At 33.4% G+C, this 15768-nt stretch carries 17 protein-coding genes; all 17 read left to right on the top strand.

Annotated features, from left to right (window positions below):
• Positions 1 to 125 precede the first annotated feature (125 nt).
• The gene (gene tig / locus RYK07_RS02345) at positions 126 to 1406 is read left to right on the top strand and encodes a trigger factor (RefSeq protein WP_314852207.1); all 1281 of its coding nucleotides are present in this window, start codon (positions 126 to 128) and stop codon (positions 1404 to 1406) included.
• A gap of 148 nt (positions 1407 to 1554) precedes the next feature.
• On the top strand, positions 1555 to 2793 hold the full coding sequence (clpX, locus tag RYK07_RS02340) for an ATP-dependent Clp protease ATP-binding subunit ClpX (protein WP_314852206.1): 1239 nt from the start codon (positions 1555 to 1557) through the stop codon (positions 2791 to 2793).
• Positions 2794 to 2809: 16 nt separating this feature from the next.
• Positions 2810 to 4084: an MFS transporter gene (locus RYK07_RS02335; protein ID WP_314852204.1), complete on the top strand. Its 1275-nt coding sequence runs from the start codon at positions 2810 to 2812 to the stop codon at positions 4082 to 4084.
• Positions 4085 to 4086: 2 nt separating this feature from the next.
• Positions 4087 to 4680: a ribosome biogenesis GTP-binding protein YihA/YsxC gene (gene yihA, locus RYK07_RS02330; protein WP_314852203.1), complete on the top strand. Its 594-nt coding sequence runs from the start codon at positions 4087 to 4089 to the stop codon at positions 4678 to 4680.
• A 5-nt stretch (positions 4681 to 4685) separates the two neighbouring features.
• Positions 4686 to 5102, top strand: a complete 417-nt coding sequence (locus tag RYK07_RS02325; protein ID WP_314852202.1) for a GNAT family N-acetyltransferase — start codon at positions 4686 to 4688, stop codon at positions 5100 to 5102.
• Positions 5103 to 5175: 73 nt separating this feature from the next.
• Positions 5176 to 5478: an iron-sulfur cluster biosynthesis protein gene (locus tag RYK07_RS02320; protein ID WP_314852200.1), complete on the top strand. Its 303-nt coding sequence runs from the start codon at positions 5176 to 5178 to the stop codon at positions 5476 to 5478.
• A gap of 154 nt (positions 5479 to 5632) precedes the next feature.
• Positions 5633 to 6778, top strand: coding sequence for a tRNA guanosine(34) transglycosylase Tgt (tgt, locus tag RYK07_RS02315; protein ID WP_227931275.1), 1146 nt, complete (start codon positions 5633 to 5635; stop codon positions 6776 to 6778).
• Positions 6779 to 6834: 56 nt separating this feature from the next.
• Positions 6835 to 7134, top strand: a complete 300-nt coding sequence (gene yajC / locus RYK07_RS02310) for a preprotein translocase subunit YajC (RefSeq protein WP_006702525.1) — start codon at positions 6835 to 6837, stop codon at positions 7132 to 7134.
• 15 nt (positions 7135 to 7149) lie between these two features.
• Positions 7150 to 7434: a post-transcriptional regulator gene (locus tag RYK07_RS02305; RefSeq protein ID WP_314450691.1), complete on the top strand. Its 285-nt coding sequence runs from the start codon at positions 7150 to 7152 to the stop codon at positions 7432 to 7434.
• A gap of 360 nt (positions 7435 to 7794) precedes the next feature.
• Positions 7795 to 10005, top strand: coding sequence for a heavy metal translocating P-type ATPase (locus RYK07_RS02300; protein ID WP_314852199.1), 2211 nt, complete (start codon positions 7795 to 7797; stop codon positions 10003 to 10005).
• Positions 10006 to 10140: 135 nt separating this feature from the next.
• Positions 10141 to 10605: a MarR family transcriptional regulator gene (locus RYK07_RS02295; RefSeq protein WP_314852197.1), complete on the top strand. Its 465-nt coding sequence runs from the start codon at positions 10141 to 10143 to the stop codon at positions 10603 to 10605.
• A complete protein-coding gene (locus RYK07_RS02290; protein WP_314852196.1) occupies positions 10605 to 11558 on the top strand; it encodes a beta-ketoacyl-ACP synthase III in 954 nt (317 codons plus the stop codon). The genes RYK07_RS02295 and RYK07_RS02290 overlap by 1 nt, the downstream gene beginning before the upstream one ends.
• A 19-nt stretch (positions 11559 to 11577) precedes the next feature.
• The gene (locus RYK07_RS02285; protein ID WP_314679401.1) at positions 11578 to 11808 is read left to right on the top strand and encodes an acyl carrier protein; all 231 of its coding nucleotides are present in this window, start codon (positions 11578 to 11580) and stop codon (positions 11806 to 11808) included.
• Between the two features lie 15 nt (positions 11809 to 11823).
• Complete coding sequence (fabK, locus tag RYK07_RS02280) at positions 11824 to 12783, top strand: enoyl-[acyl-carrier-protein] reductase FabK (protein WP_314852195.1); 960 nt, start codon at positions 11824 to 11826, stop codon at positions 12781 to 12783.
• A gap of 49 nt (positions 12784 to 12832) precedes the next feature.
• Positions 12833 to 13792 (top strand): ACP S-malonyltransferase, encoded by a 960-nt coding sequence (gene fabD, locus RYK07_RS02275; RefSeq protein WP_314852194.1) that lies wholly within the window; start codon positions 12833 to 12835, stop codon positions 13790 to 13792.
• On the top strand, positions 13789 to 14520 hold the full coding sequence (fabG, locus tag RYK07_RS02270; protein WP_314852193.1) for a 3-oxoacyl-[acyl-carrier-protein] reductase: 732 nt from the start codon (positions 13789 to 13791) through the stop codon (positions 14518 to 14520). The genes fabD and fabG overlap by 4 nt, the downstream gene beginning before the upstream one ends.
• A 12-nt stretch (positions 14521 to 14532) precedes the next feature.
• A complete protein-coding gene (gene fabF / locus RYK07_RS02265) occupies positions 14533 to 15768 on the top strand; it encodes a beta-ketoacyl-ACP synthase II (protein WP_314852192.1) in 1236 nt (411 codons plus the stop codon).

Raw genomic sequence — 15768 nt, 5'->3', positions numbered from 1 at the left:
AAAGAATAATTCAAAAAAATTATCAGAAATATTTTACAATTTTACAAAGGTGTTGTAAAATAAATGAGTATGTAAAACGCTCATCAATTAAATTTGATGAAGTAAGAATTTTTTGGAGGAAAGCTATGACAGCAAAATTTGAAAAAATCAACACAAATGAAGTTGTGTTAACATTTGAAATTTCAGAAGAATCAATTAAACAAGGTTTAGAAGTTGCTTTTAACCGTGTGAAAAAGAACTTAAACGTTCCTGGTTTCCGTAAAGGTAAAGTAAGTCGTCAAGTCTTCAACAAAATGTATGGTGAAGAAGCATTATATCAAGATGCATTAAACTTCTTATTACCTGATGCATATGACAATGCAGTAGAAGAAACAGGTATTTTCCCAGTAACTCAACCAAAAATTGATATCGAATCATTAGAAAAAGGTCAACCATGGGTGATCAAAGCAACTGTAATTGTTAAACCTGAAGTTAAATTAGGTGAATACAAAGGATTAACTGTTGAAAAACAAGATCGTACAGTTTCTGAACAAGATGTAGAAGATCGTTTATTACAAGAACAAGCTAAATCAGCTGAGTTAGTTGTTAAAGAAGGTGCTGCTGAATTAGCAGATACAGTTGTAATCGACTTTGAAGGTTTCTTAGGTGAAGAAGCTTTTGAAGGTGGAAAAGGTGAAAACTACTCATTAGAATTAGGTTCAGGTTCATTCATTCCTGGATTCGAAGATCAATTAGTAGGCGCTAAAGAAGGCGACAACGTTGAAGTTAAAGTTACATTCCCAGAAGAATATCATGCAGAAAACTTAAAAGGTCAAGATGCTGTATTCAAAGTAACAGTTCACGAAGTTAAAACAAAAGAATTACCAGAATTAACAGATGAATTTGCTAAAGACGTTGATGATTCAGTTGAAACATTAGCAGAATTAAAAGAAAAATTCCGTAAAGAATTAGAAGAAGCTAAAGCTGAAGCAGCTGACGAAGCTGTAGCTGACTTAGCATTACGTCAAGCAGTTGAAAATGCTGAAATCGTTGAATTACCAGCTGAAATGGTTCACGAAGAAGTACACCGTCAAATGCAACACTACTTAAACGACATGCGTCGTAACGGTATTACACCAGAAATGTACTACCAAATCACAGGTACAACTGAAGCTGATTTACACCATATGATGGAAAAAGATGCTGATGTTCGTACTAAAACTAACTTAGTATTAGAACAAATCGTTAAAGATGAAAACATTGAAGTAACAGATGCTGATGTTGATGCAGAAGTGAAAGAATTAGCTGCTCAATATGGTATGGAAGAAGGAGCTGTTCGTTCAGCTGTTTCAGTTGAAATGTTGAAAAACGATATTTCAATGAAGAAAGCATTAGCTTTAATTACTGATTCTGCAGTAGAAGCTTAATTTGTAAACTATTGAAGAACAATCTTGGAAACAGGATTGTTCTTTTTTTTGGAAAATATCTATTACATAATGGACTTTCCTTGTTCAAATAAGTTAGATATGCTAATCTACTATATATAGTGTCAAAAATGAAATGGAGGGTTCTTAGTTGTATAAAGATGAACCAAAACATGTCTGTTGTTCATTTTGTGGGAAGTCACAAGATCAAGTAAAAAAAATCATCGCTGGACCAGATGTTTTTATTTGTAATGAATGTGTAGATTTATGTAAGGAAATTATTGATGAAGAATTATTAACACAGTTTTTTGAAGGAGAAATTACAGTTCCAAAACCACAAGAAATTCGTGAAATTTTAAATGATTATGTAATTGGACAAGAAAATGCCAAAAAAGCACTTGCAGTTGCTGTTTATAATCACTATAAACGAATTAATCATTTAGTAGAAGACGATGGAGTGGAGTTACAAAAGAGTAATATTTGTTTAATTGGACCAACTGGTTCAGGTAAAACTTACTTAGCTCAATCATTAGCTCGCTTATTAAATGTTCCGTTTGCAATTGCAGATGCAACAACATTAACAGAAGCAGGATATGTTGGGGAAGATGTGGAAAATATTTTACTTAAACTTCTTCAAGCAACTGATTATGATGTAGAACGTGCACAAAAAGGAATCATTTACATTGATGAAATTGATAAAATCGCTCGTAAAAGTGAAAATGTATCCATTACTCGTGATGTAAGTGGTGAAGGTGTACAACAAGCGCTATTAAAAATTTTAGAAGGAACTGTTGCATCTGTTCCTCCTCAAGGTGGACGCAAGCATCCGCAACAAGAATTAATTCAAATCGATACAACGGATATTTTATTCATTGTTGGTGGAGCTTTTGATGGAATTGAAACAATCGTTAAAGAGAGACTTGGAGCTAAAGTCATTGGATTTGGTTCTTCAAATAAAAACTTTAGCGAACATGAAAGTTTAATGCAAATGATTATTCCAGAAGATTTACAAAAATTTGGATTAATTCCTGAATTTATTGGACGATTACCAATTATTGCAGCATTAGAAAAATTAGAACAAAAAGATTTAGTATCTATTTTAACAGAACCTAAAAATGCATTAGTGAAACAATATCAAAAACTATTCTTAATGGATGAAGTTGAATTAGAGTTTGATCAAGAAGCGTTAGATGCCATTGCAGCTAAAGCGATTGAACGTAAAACAGGAGCTCGTGGACTACGTTCGATTATTGAATCGGTTATGATGGATTTAATGTTTGAAATTCCAAGTAGAGAAGAAGTCTCTAAAGTGGTTGTAACAAAGGCGGTTGTAGATAATGAAGGACAACCAGAATTGTACAATAAAAAAGGAAAATTATTGAAAGCTTAATTTTAGGGGGAATTTTATGTCTGCAATTCGTAAGTTTTTTGCAAGTCGATATACAAAAGAAGAATTTTCGTGGATTTTACAAGATTGGGCAAACTCAGTGTATTCGTTAATGATTACGACCGCTATTTTTCCAATTTTCTTTAAGACAGTTACAACTAATGCAGGAGTGACTGCTGCTAATTCAACAGCTTACTTAAGTTATGCAAACTCAATTGCAACATTTGTTGTTGCAGTAATGGCACCAGTATTAGGAGCACTAGCAGATTATCGAGGATACCGAAATCCTATGTTCACCATTTCAACAATGGTAGGGGTATTTTCTGTGTTAGGGATGATGTTTGCTGGTAGCGATCAGTGGATGTTTTTATTAATTTTATATACGATTTCTGCTATTGGATTTTCTGCATCGAACATTTTTTATGATAGTTCGATTATGGATGTAACAACGTACGATAGAATGGATCGTATTTCAGCAGCAGGATTTGGATATGGTTATATTGGAAGTGTTATTCCTTTTGTGTTATTTATGCTGATTATGCAATTTTCTCAATTATCTGGAGATGTCATTGTAAAAATTGGATTTTTCATCACTGCTGTTTGGTGGTTTGTATTTACGATTCCATTTTGGAGACATGTAAAACAAAAACACTTTATGGAACATGACAAACATCCTGTATATGATAGTTTTGCTCGATTATTTGAAACGATTAAACATATTCGTGAACATAAGCATGTATTTTTATTTTTAATTGCCTATTTCTTCTATATTGATGGAATTGGGACTATCATTAAAATGGCGACTGCTGTAGGTACCGATGTTGGATTAGATGGTAATAGTTTGATTGTTATTTTATTGATCGTTCAAATTGTAGCTTTTCCATTTAGTATTTTATATGGATATCTTGCAAAGAAAATTGGCTCAAAAAATACTGTGTTTTTAGGAATTGCTACTTATGTGATTATTTGTATTTTAGCAACAGGATTAAAAACTTATACAGATTTCTTATTATTAGCCATTTGTATTGGTACAGCTCAAGGTGGAGTACAATCGATTAGTCGTTCTATCTTCGGTCAAATTATTCCAGCAAATCGTGCAAATGAGTTTTTTGGATTTTATAATATTTTTGGAAAATTCTCATCTATTTTAGGAACAACATTATTAGGGATTACAGCTCAAATGACCGGTAATTCATTACATGGGGTCTTTTCTTTAATTCTTCTATTCTTAATTGGAGGAGGATTACTATTCTTTGTTAAAATTAATCCTCAAACAACAGAGGAAGGAGCTTAATCATGAAAGTGACAAATGCTGAGTTTACGATTAGTGCGGTTGGTCCAAATCAATATCCAACCGATCAAAAAGTTGAAATTGCTTTATCTGGCCGATCAAATGTGGGAAAATCTTCTTTTATTAATCGTCTAATTCAACGAAAGAGTTTAGCTAGAACATCTAGTAAACCAGGTAAAACTCAAACATTAAACTTTTATCATATTAATGATTTATTTTACTTTGTAGATGTTCCTGGGTATGGATATGCAAAAGTCTCAAAAAAAGAACGTGAAAAATGGGGAAAAATGATTGAAGAGTACATTACAACTCGTGAAAATCTTGAACTCGTTTTAATTCTTGTTGATTTCCGACATGAGCCAAGTACAGAAGATGTACAAATGCGTAAATTTTTAGAGTATTATGAAATTCCTTATCGAATTATTATGACGAAGTGTGATAAAATTCCTCGTGGTAAATGGAATAAACATGTGAGTCAAATTCGAAAAGCTTTTGGGAAACCACCAGAAGAATTATTTTTAACGTTCTCTTCTGAAACAGGAGAAGGGGTAGAAAAAGCTTGGGAATGGATTGAATCTATTGTATTAGAGGAGGAGTAATTAGGATGATTGGGTATAAAAAAAATGATACTATTTCTTTTGAAGAAATATTTCCGTTATATGAAGCAGTAGGATGGACAAATTATACGTCTAATCCAACAATGCTTAAAAATGCATTAGAACATAGTTTGTTTCTAATTTCAGCAAGAGATGAAGAAGGAAATTTAATTGGATTTTTAAGAGCAGTAGGAGATGGTTTTTCTATTGTTTATATCCAAGATATTATTGTACTTCCTGAGTATCAAAGACAGGGGATTGGTACACAATTAATTCGTCAAACACTGGAGTATTTTAAAGAAGTTTATCAAATGATTTTAACAACGGATAGTGAATTAAAAACACTTGCATTTTATGAATCCAATGGATTTACAGCTTTGTCTAAAGTTGGATGTACTTCTTTTATGGCTAATCCATTATTATAAGCAAAGTAAAGGCATGATTTTTAAAACTATGGTAAACTTGAATTAAGAAAAGATGAGTCAAAGGATGGGGCAAATGAAATTAACAATTGATGAAAAATCACAAGCATGGTTTGAAGAAGAAATGGGAGTTTCTAAAGAACGTGGAGTGCGCTTCTTAGGAAAAGTTTATGGATGCAGTCCGATTCACGAAGGCTTTTCTTTAGCAGTAGAAGTTGATACACCAAATAATCCATTTGTTAGTGTGGAAAAAAATGGCATTACCTATTTTATTGAAACAGGTGATGAATGGTTTTTCCAAGGACACGATTTAGAGGTTGTCTTTGATGAAAAATTAAAAGAACCATCCTATAGTTATCGTGCCATTCAAACTGTATAATCTTAATAGTAAAATGAAACTTCAAAAGTTAGAATATTATCTGACTTTTGAAGTTTTTTTAGTTTAATCCTTTAAAATCTTATAAAATATTGGACAAATAGAACATAGTAAGATACAGTTATATAGTTGACTGTAATAAGAAAGGAATGTAGAAATGACACAACCAGCTGTAACATATCGTTTAATTAAAACAGAAAAACATACAGGTGCACGTCTTGGAGAAATTATTACACCGCATGGAACTTTTCCAACTCCAATGTTTATGCCTGTAGGTACATTAGCAACTGTAAAATCAATGTCTCCAGAAGAATTAGATGAAATGGGAGCCAATATTATTTTAAGTAATACTTACCACCTATGGTTACGACCAGGAGCGGATATTGTAGATGAAGCAGGAAAATTACATAATTTTATGAATTGGAAAAAAGGGATTTTAACGGATTCAGGTGGTTTCCAAGTATTTTCTTTAAGTGATATGAGAAGAATTGAAGAAGAAGGCGTACATTTTAGAAATCATTTAAATGGTTCAAAATTATTTTTATCTCCAGAAATTTCGATTGATGTTCAAAATAAACTTGGAGCAGATATTATTATGAGTTTTGACGAATGTCCAGATTTCCATCATACTCATGATTACGTGAAAAATTCCATTGCTCGTACGACTAGATGGGCAGAACGTGGATTGAAAGCTCATAAATCTCCAGAAACGCAAGCTTTATTTGGAATTTTACAAGGGGCAGGATACAAAGATTTACGTATGGATCATGCTAAAGATATGATTTCACTTGATTTCCCAGGGTATTCGATTGGTGGATTATCTGTTGGGGAAACTAAACAAGAAATGAATGAAGTATTAGACTATGTAACACCACTAATTCCATCTCACAAACCTCGCTATTTAATGGGAGTAGGTTCTCCGGATTCATTAATTGATGGAGTCATTCGTGGGGTGGATATGTTTGACTGTGTACTTCCAACACGTATCGCAAGAAATGGTACTTGTATGACGAGTGCAGGTCGTCTTGTTGTAAAAAATGCGAAGTATGAACGTGATTTTCGTCCAATCGATGAAAAATGTAATTGCTACACATGTCGTAATTATTCTCGTGCGTATATTCGTCATTTATTTAAAGCAGATGAAACATTTGGCTTGCGTTTAACAAGTTATCATAATTTATACTTCTTATTAAACTTAATGAAACAAGTTCGTCAAGCTATTATGGATGATAATTTATTAGAATTTAGAGAAGCATTTTTCGAAGAATATGGATTTAATAAAGAAAATGCTCGTAATTTCTAGTATTCTTAGAAAAAATTTGATACAGTAGTATTACATTACAAGAAGGAGTGTTTTAAATGAGTCAATTAGCATTAATGTTACTTTATATTGTAGCACTAGGAGGAGCTTGGTGGTTCTTTGGTCGTAAAAATCGTGAGCGTACTAAAAAATTACAAGAGCAAATGAATGCTTTGAAAGCTGGGGATCATGTTGTTACTATTGGGGGATTACATGGAGTAGTTCATTATATTGATACAGTAGATCAAACAGTTGAGATTGATTGCGATGGTGTTTATTTAACATTTGAACGTCGTGCGATTCATCATGTTGTTCCAACAGCTGGAGAAAATAATGTTCCTGTTGTTGATGGAGAATAGTAAAAACTCTTAGTCATGATGGATAAACAAGAAGAATTTTTAGAACAATTTCGTCCTTGGTTAGGATATAAAACGATTGAGTTTATTACACAAGGATATGAATCAATTTCCAGTTATGATATTGCAAGTTATTTTGTGACGTATCGATGGAAGAAGAGTAAACCTGATAATTTGTTTGAACAAATTTATCAGTTGAACCAATTAACGATTAATGATTATTTTGATTATGAATCGATTATGGCTCAAACTTCAACGGAAATGACATTAGATACCATTGATTTGAGTGCTTTGTTAGATTAATATTTTATGAAAATTTCTCAAAATTGACTTTTTTAAGTAGTAAAGGACGCCAGCAGCTTCGCTATGCGAATCTCATGGCTAAACTTCGAGCCTGGGTCTCGAAGTTTCCTGCAATATAAGCCAAAGTGGCTTATATTGCTTCTACTACTAGAAAAAGTCATTTTTTTGTACGGCGGGTTAGAAATATACGTATAAATATGAGTTATTGCTATTATGATAAGTTATTTTTTATTACCATGAATATGAATAAACGATTGAAATATGACTTTTGGCTAAACTACTACTAGAAAAAGTCATTTCTTTTTTTGTTGAAACTTGAATCTTCATGTATAATAGATTCAGTAAGAAAGGTTGTGGAGTATGAAACATCAATTTAAAGTTTTAGACGAATTTATAGAAGTAGTTAAAATAACATTTAATAAATTATTGAATCAAAGAAGAAATGAAGAAATACATCATCATGAAGAACATTCTCATGAACACAGTGAACATCATAGTCACGATTATGATTCTCATCATCATTCACATGAACATGATGAACATCATCATCACCATCATCACCATGAACACAATGCTTATTACGATCACGATGACCATGACCATTGCCATTGTTCGCATGAGCATGAACACCATCACGATGAACATCATCATCATTCGCACGAACATGGTGAACACCACCACCATGATCATTGTGGTCATTGTTCCGGTCACCATCATCATGAAATTTCTTGGCAACGTTGGGCTCTAGCAATTGGTATGTTTGTATTAGCATTATTTTTAGAAAAAAGTGTAGCTTGGATTGCAAATGCCTTATTCCTTTTAACAATTGCTTGTATTGGGAAAGAAGTAATTACTGAAGGAATTATGGATACGATTGAGGAAACAAAGCATTTTAAAAGATTTCGTCCAAATGTTCATTTACTCATGACACTTGCTGCTCTTGGTGCGATTTTTATTGGGAAATTTGAAGAAGCTGCAATGCTAATTGTTATATTTACAATTGCCCATTCACTTGAAGAATATGTTGAAAAGAAAAGTCGTAAAGATATGACTCAATTATTACAATTGCAACCAAAATTAGCGTTGAAAAAAATGAATAATGGACATTTTGAAGAAGTAGATGCTTCTTCTTTAGAAGTTGGAGATATTATTCAAGTATTAAATGGCAGTCAAATTTCAGCAGATGGAATCATTATTGAAGGAATGTCCTCTGTGAATCAAGCTTCAGTAACTGGTGAATCAATTCCAGTTGAAAAAGAAGTAGGAAGCGAAGTATTTGCCGGAACTTTAAATTTAACCCAAACACTGCTCGTTAAGGTTACTAAAAAACAACAAGACAGTGTACTTGGAAAGATTATTACACTAGTACAAGAAGCTGGTCAATCATTAACTCGTACAGGTAGTTTCTTAAAGAAATGGGAACCAGTCTATGTCACAATTGTATTAGCCTTATTTCCAGTCGTGTTAGCCATCGGAATTATATTTTTAAACTGGGATTTCTTAACAGCTTTTTATCGTGGAATGGTTTATTTAATTGCTGTTTCTCCATGCGCACTAGCCGCTAGTGCTACACCAGTAACGGTAGCTGCAATTTCAACTTTATCTAGAAAAGGAATTTTTATAAAATCTGGAGCTGCATTAGAGAAAATGTCTGAAGTTAACGCAATTGCTTTTGATAAAACCGGCACACTAACAAATGGTACACCGAAAGTTGTAGCAAAAGTGATGGATAAAGATCGCGAATTTGAATTATATTCTATTCTTGTATCGATGGAGAGAAAAGTAAATCATCCCTTAGCCTTTGCAATCGTAGAATCTGGATTAGCATATCGTACTTACTCATTATCTGTTACACCAAAAGTAGGAATTGGATTAGAAGCAACTTACAGAAATCATACGTATCGTATTGGAAAACCTTCTAGTTTTGCTACATTAGGAAAATATACAGCAATTGTTGAGCAGTGGATGAATGAAGGGAAAACAGTTGTAGTTTTAAGTGAGGATCATTTAGTAGTTGGAGCAGTAGCCTTATTAGATACTCCAAAAGAAGAAGCAAAACAAGTGATTGATTATTTTAAACAAGAAAATATTCAAACGATGCTTTTAACAGGGGACTCTATTCAAACAGCTGAGGCAATTGCTAACGAATTAGAAGTGGATGAAGTAAGAGCCAATGTATTACCAGAAGATAAAGCAAATACGTTAAAAGAATGGTCAACAAAATATCCAACAATTGCGATGGTAGGAGACGGCATTAATGATGCACCAGCATTAGTGAATGCGGAAGTTGGGATTGCAATGGGAAAAGGAACCGATGTTGCAATGGAATCTAGTGATATTGTATTAATGAACAGTCAATTAGATTCTTTAAAAACATTGCATAAAGTTTCAAAATTAATGATGACTGTTACAAAGCAAAATTTAATATTTTCTTTATTGATTGTAATTGTATTAGTGCTATTAAATTTCCTAGGTTGGAGTGATTTAACTCTTGGAGTCATTCTTCATGAAGGAAGTACTGTAGTAGTGCTATTACATGCATTAAGATTAATTCTTACACCAATTGAATAATAATGAAAATTTCTCTTTCAAAATCATAAAAATGAAAGAGAAATTTTTTTGCAAAAAATGTTTGACATTCAAAGTATTATTTAGTATAGTTTGAATATCAAATGATTTGATATTCAAACTAATTAGGAGAAAGAAATGGAAAAAACTCTAGAGAAAATTAATGAGTATTTGGTAGACGTCTTTAACCAAATGCTAGATATTGAAGAATCTTCATTGGCACAAAGTCAATTTAAAGATTTATCAATTAAAGAAATGCATGCAATTGAAGCAATCGGCATGTACCGTGAACTCACAACAACAGAAGTTGCCAATACATTAAATGTAACAGTTGGGACGCTAACAGTAGCAGTTAATGCATTAGTGAAAAAAGGATATGTCGAACGCTTAAAAGATGCAAAAGATCGACGAATTGTTAGATTAGGGTTAACAAGTAAAGGACGTCTCTTGTATCGATTACATCGTAAGTTTCATGAAAAGTTAGTGAAACGTACGATTGAAGGAATGAACGAGGAAGAAATGGCTGTTTTAATAAAAGGTCTTCATAATTTATATAACTTTTTACACGAAACCAAGGCTGAAGTTCAAAAAGGAGAGATTTGATGTCCACTGTAAAAGTGATTCATACAAGTTCTTACCTACCAATTCATGAAATAAAAAATACAGATTGGGAGCATCATTTAGATACTTCTGATGAATGGATTCAAAAACGAACTGGAATTCAATCAAGACGCTATGCTAAAGAACTAACAACTAGTGATTTAGCGATAAAAGCTGCTCAAAAGCTTTTAGGAGAGTCTGAAATAAAGCCAGAAGAAATAGAATTTATTATCGTAGCTACAATGACTCCTGATTCTATGAGCCCTTCTTGTGCCGCAAAAGTTCAAGGAGCGATTGGAGCAACTAATGCATTTGCGTTTGATATTAGTGCTGCATGTGCAGGATTTGTATTTGCTTTATCTACAGGTGTAAAGATGCTTTCAGCAGGAAATCGAAAATATGGTTTAGTGATTGGTGCTGAAACGATGTTATCTGTTTTAGATTGGAAGGATCGCTCTACAGCTATTTTATTTGGCGATGGAGCAGGTGCTGTTCTATTAGAAAAAACAGATGATGAAACTTTATTTGTAGAAACTTTGCGTTCTGATGGTCAAAAAGGAGACGCATTAGTTTGTGGAGAAAGATTGGAGCAACATACATTTTCCACAATGAAAATGGATGGTAGGGGAGTTTTTGAACTCGTTTCGAGGGAAGTTCCTAAAAATATTTCAGAAACTCTAGAAAAAGCTCACATGAGTGCAGATGAGGTAGATTTATATGTACTTCATCAAGCGAATGTTCGATTAATCGAACAAGTTGCAAAAAAATTAAAACAACCAATTGAAAAATTCCCAACAAATCTAGCGAGTGTGGGGAATACTTCAGCAGCAAGTATTCCAATTCTTCTAGATGAATTAGTTCGAAACCAATTGATTACGATTGGTAGTGGTCAAAAACTACTATTCAGTGGCTTTGGTGGCGGATTATCTTGGGGAAGTATGATGATAACAATTTAACTATTTGGAGGAAACAAACATGACATTCGAAAAAATTCAAGAAATTATTACAGATCAATTAGGAAAAGAAAAAGAAGAAGTACAATTAACAACTAGCTTAAAAGATGAATTAGAAGCAGATAGCTTAGATTTATTCCAAATCATTAATGATATTGAAGATGAATTTGATGTAAAAATCGATACAGAAGATGGATTAGAAACTGTAGAAGATTTAGTAAAATACGTTGATAACCAATTAGCAGAAAAATAATAAGGGATGAGTTAGATGGAATCAAAAATTAGTCAATTACTTGGTATCCAGTATCCTATTATTCAAGGTGGAATGGCATGGGTTGCAAATCCATCTTTAGCTAGTGCAGTATCCAATGCAGGTGGGCTAGGAATTATTGCCTGTGGTCATGCTCCTGGTCCAGTTGTACAAGGATTTATTGATGAAATGAAGCAATTAACGGATAAACCTTTTGGGGTTAATATCATGCTATTAAGTCCATTCGTTGATGAAGTAGTAGATGTGGTTTGCCAAGCAGGCGTAAAAGTAGTCTGCACAGGTGCTGGAAATCCAGGAAAATATATGGATAAATTTAAAGCGGCTGGTATTACTGTTATCCCAGTAGTAGCTTCTGTGGCTTTAGCCAAACGTATGGAAAAAGCTGGTGCTGATGCTGTCGTTATTGAAGGGATGGAAGCAGGTGGACATATTGGTAAAACAACTACCATTGCTTTATTACCTCAAGTCGTCGATGCTGTAAATATCCCTGTTATTGCAGCTGGTGGTATTGGCGATGGTCGTGGAATGGCAGCTGCATTTATGTTAGGTGCTGAAGCTGTTCAATTAGGGACAAGATTTTTAGTTGCAAAGGAATCAACTGCTCATGATAACTTTAAGCAAGCAGTGATTAAAGCAAAAGATATTGATACAGTGATTACTGGTCAAATTACTGGACATCCAGTTCGTGTATTAAGAAATAAATTAACAAAAATTTATTTACAAGCTGAAAAAGAAGAAACAAGTAAAGAAAATCCTGATTTCGAACGATTAGAAGCGATTGGAAAAGGTGCTCTAAGACGTATTGTCGTTGAAGGGGATACTCAAATGGGATCAATGATGGCAGGACAAATTGCTGGTTTAATTCAAAAAGAAGAAACTTGTAAAGAAATTATTGAAGAATTAATGAGAGATTCAAGAAAAACAATTCAAGATCAAATGAAACGTTTTGGATTCTAAATTTTTTTACGCAATATTTAGTTTGAACTTCAAACAATAAGGAGTGCTTATGAAAACGGCTTTTATTTTCCCTGGTCAAGGAAGTCAAAAACCTCAAATGGGGTTAGAATTTCTAGAAAATCCTAAGGGTCAACATTTATTAGAACAAACACAAAAAGTATTAGATTTTTCAGTATTAGAACTATTAGAAGATGAAAATTCTACAAAACTTCATGAAACAAAGTACACACAGCCTTTATTATTATTTGTTTCTAAACTTATTCTACAGTTTCTTGAAGAAGAAGGATTTCATCCAGATACTGTTGCGGGTCTATCTCTTGGGGAATATAGTGCATTAATGGCAAGTGGTGCATTAAGTTATGAGGAAGCGTTAATGCTTGTTTCAAAACGTGGAGAATGGATGCAAGAGGCAGCAAATCAAAATGCTGGTTCAATGGCTGCTATTTTGGGATTAGAAGATGAAGTCATTGAAAAGGTATGTAAAGAATTACAAAATCAAGGATTATTAGTATCTCCTGCAAATTATAATACACCAGGGCAACTAGTAATCGGTGGAAAAAAGGACGCTGTTGAAATAGCAGTAGAAAAATTAAAAGAACAAGGAGCAAAAAGTGCCATTGTTCTTCCCGTAAGTGGAGCTTTTCATACTGAATTAATGGCGCCGGCAGCGGAAAAATTTAATGACTTTGTGCAGACTATTTCATTTCAAACACCAAATATTCCAGTATTAAGTAATGTAACTGGAGTACAACATTCTATTCCGATTAAAGCAGAAATACTGACTCAACAAATCACTCATTCTGTTAAATGGAAACAAAATGTTGAATGGATGTTAGAACAAGGTGTTCGAGTGTTCGTAGAAATTGGACCTGGAAAAAGTTTATCTCAAATGATTAAACAAATTGCCAAAAGTCATTCAATCGAAGTAACTGTACTTCAGACAGAATCAATGAAATTATTGGATCAAACAGTACAAGAATTACGAAGAGTGAAAGAGGGAAAGATATGAAATTTATCGATAAGACAGTCGTTGTAACGGGAAGTAGAAGAGGAATTGGATTAGGCATTGCATTAGCTTTTGCAAAAGAAGGAGCTAATATTGTTCTAAATGCAACTTCAGAAATTAGCCAAGAAGTTTTAGAGCTATTTTCTCCATATCCTGGAGAAGTTCTAACCGTTGTTGGAGATATTTCAAAATTTGAAGTTGCAGAAAGTTTAGTAGAACAAACGATTGAGAAGTTTTCAAAAATTGATGTATTAGTCAATAATGCTGGAATTACTCGTGATGGATTAGTATTAAAAATGAAAGAACAAGATTTTGATGATGTCATTGATATTAATTTAAAAGGTTGTTTTAACTTAATTCGTTTTGCTAGTCCATATATGGTTCGTCAAAAATCAGGAAGTATTATTAATATGACTAGTATTGTTGGTGTATCTGGTAATGCTGGTCAAGTCAATTATGCCGCAAGTAAAGCAGGTATTATAGGTTTAACAAAATCAGTAGCAAAAGAAATTGGTTCAAGAGGAATTACCGTTAATGCAATTGCACCTGGATATATTGATACTGAAATGACTCAAGCACTTCCAGAAAAAATTCGCAAGGAATGGGAAAAACAAATTCCAATGCGTAAATTTGGAACAGTTGAAGATATTGCTGAAGCTTGTTTATATTTAGCAGAACAAAAATATATGACAGGTCAAGTATTACAAATTAACGGTGGTTTATATATGTAAAGGAGGAAAAACATGAATCGAGTAGTCATTACAGGAATGGGTGCTATTACACCATTAGGAAATGATGTTGCCAGTTTTTGGGATGGATTGAAAAATGGTAAAAATGGAATAGATTTCATTACAAAATTCGATACGAAAGATATAGATGTTCATGTAGCAGCAGAAGTAAAAGGGTTTGATCCTACTTTATATATGGACCGAAAAGAAGCGAAAAGGATGGACTTATTTTGCCAATATGGAATTGCGGCAGCTTTACAAGCAGTTGAACATAGTGGAATTACTCAGGAAAATACGGATTTTGACCGTTTTGGTGTTATTGTGAGTTCTGGGATTGGTGGTTTACCAACAATGGAACAACAAATCATCAAAATGCATGAGAAAGGTCCAACAAGAGTTGCTCCATTATTTGTTCCGATGACAATTGGGAATATGATTGCTGGAAATATTTCAATGAAAACAGGAGCTAGAGGGATTTGTACTTCCATTGTTACAGCTTGTGCTAGTGGAAGTCATGCGATTGGTGAAGCTTTCAGAAATATTAAGCATGGTTATTCTGATGTCATTTTAGCTGGTGGTTCAGAAGCAACGATTTGTGAAATTGGAATTGCAGGATTTGCTGCTTTAACAGCATTAAGTAATAGTCAAGATCCAAATGCAGCTTCCATTCCGTTTGATAAAAACCGTAATGGTTTTGTAATGGGGGAAGGAGCAGGCGTTGTTGTTTTAGAAAGTTTAGAACATGCTCAAAAAAGAGGAGCAACGATTTATGCTGAAATCGTTGGTTATGGAGCAACAGCTGATGCTTATCATATGACGGCTCCTACACCAGATGGTAGTGGTGCTGGGAAAGCAATTTTACACGCTTTAGATGAAGCGCAATTATCTCCAAGTGATGTAGATTATATTAATGCTCATGGAACAAGTACTCCTGCAAATGATTCTTCTGAAGTAACAGCAATTCGCTATGCTTTAAAAGAAGCTGCAGATGACGTACATGTTTCAAGTACAAAATCGATGACAGGACATTTATTAGGTGCTGCAGGCGCTATTGAAGCAATTGCATGTATTAAAGCAGTTGGAGAGGATTTTATTCCACCAACGATTAATGTAAAAGAACAAGATGAAGCATGTTCTGTAAATGTAACAGCACAAACAGGTGTTGCAAAAGAAGTCAATGTTGCCATTAGTAATTCATTAGGATTTGGTGGACATAATGCAGTTTTATGCTTCAAAAAATGGAAAGGATAA

Origin of the sequence: uncultured Granulicatella sp., assembly GCF_963528315.1 — a bacterium.
Classification (GTDB): domain Bacteria; phylum Bacillota; class Bacilli; order Lactobacillales; family Aerococcaceae; genus Granulicatella.
The sequence above is the reverse complement of the archived record's forward strand: the minus strand, read 5'-3'. Positions and strand labels throughout refer to the sequence as shown.

What these genes read in the sequence shown, in the direction of transcription:
- tig (WP_314852207.1), top strand. Translation starts at nt 126, where the DNA reads ATGACAGCAAAATTTGAAAAAATCAACACAAATGAAGTTGTGTTAACA.
- fabF (WP_314852192.1), top strand. Translation starts at nt 14,533, where the DNA reads ATGAATCGAGTAGTCATTACAGGAATGGGTGCTATTACACCATTAGGA.
- RYK07_RS02305 (WP_314450691.1), top strand. Translation starts at nt 7,150, where the DNA reads ATGATGGATAAACAAGAAGAATTTTTAGAACAATTTCGTCCTTGGTTA.
- tgt (WP_227931275.1), top strand. Translation starts at nt 5,633, where the DNA reads ATGACACAACCAGCTGTAACATATCGTTTAATTAAAACAGAAAAACAT.
- RYK07_RS02290 (WP_314852196.1), top strand. Translation starts at nt 10,605, where the DNA reads ATGTCCACTGTAAAAGTGATTCATACAAGTTCTTACCTACCAATTCAT.
- yihA (WP_314852203.1), top strand. Translation starts at nt 4,087, where the DNA reads ATGAAAGTGACAAATGCTGAGTTTACGATTAGTGCGGTTGGTCCAAAT.
- fabG (WP_314852193.1), top strand. Translation starts at nt 13,789, where the DNA reads ATGAAATTTATCGATAAGACAGTCGTTGTAACGGGAAGTAGAAGAGGA.
- RYK07_RS02320 (WP_314852200.1), top strand. Translation starts at nt 5,176, where the DNA reads ATGAAATTAACAATTGATGAAAAATCACAAGCATGGTTTGAAGAAGAA.
- fabK (WP_314852195.1), top strand. Translation starts at nt 11,824, where the DNA reads ATGGAATCAAAAATTAGTCAATTACTTGGTATCCAGTATCCTATTATT.
- RYK07_RS02300 (WP_314852199.1), top strand. Translation starts at nt 7,795, where the DNA reads ATGAAACATCAATTTAAAGTTTTAGACGAATTTATAGAAGTAGTTAAA.
- RYK07_RS02325 (WP_314852202.1), top strand. Translation starts at nt 4,686, where the DNA reads ATGATTGGGTATAAAAAAAATGATACTATTTCTTTTGAAGAAATATTT.
- RYK07_RS02335 (WP_314852204.1), top strand. Translation starts at nt 2,810, where the DNA reads ATGTCTGCAATTCGTAAGTTTTTTGCAAGTCGATATACAAAAGAAGAA.
- yajC (WP_006702525.1), top strand. Translation starts at nt 6,835, where the DNA reads ATGAGTCAATTAGCATTAATGTTACTTTATATTGTAGCACTAGGAGGA.
- RYK07_RS02285 (WP_314679401.1), top strand. Translation starts at nt 11,578, where the DNA reads ATGACATTCGAAAAAATTCAAGAAATTATTACAGATCAATTAGGAAAA.
- fabD (WP_314852194.1), top strand. Translation starts at nt 12,833, where the DNA reads ATGAAAACGGCTTTTATTTTCCCTGGTCAAGGAAGTCAAAAACCTCAA.
- RYK07_RS02295 (WP_314852197.1), top strand. Translation starts at nt 10,141, where the DNA reads ATGGAAAAAACTCTAGAGAAAATTAATGAGTATTTGGTAGACGTCTTT.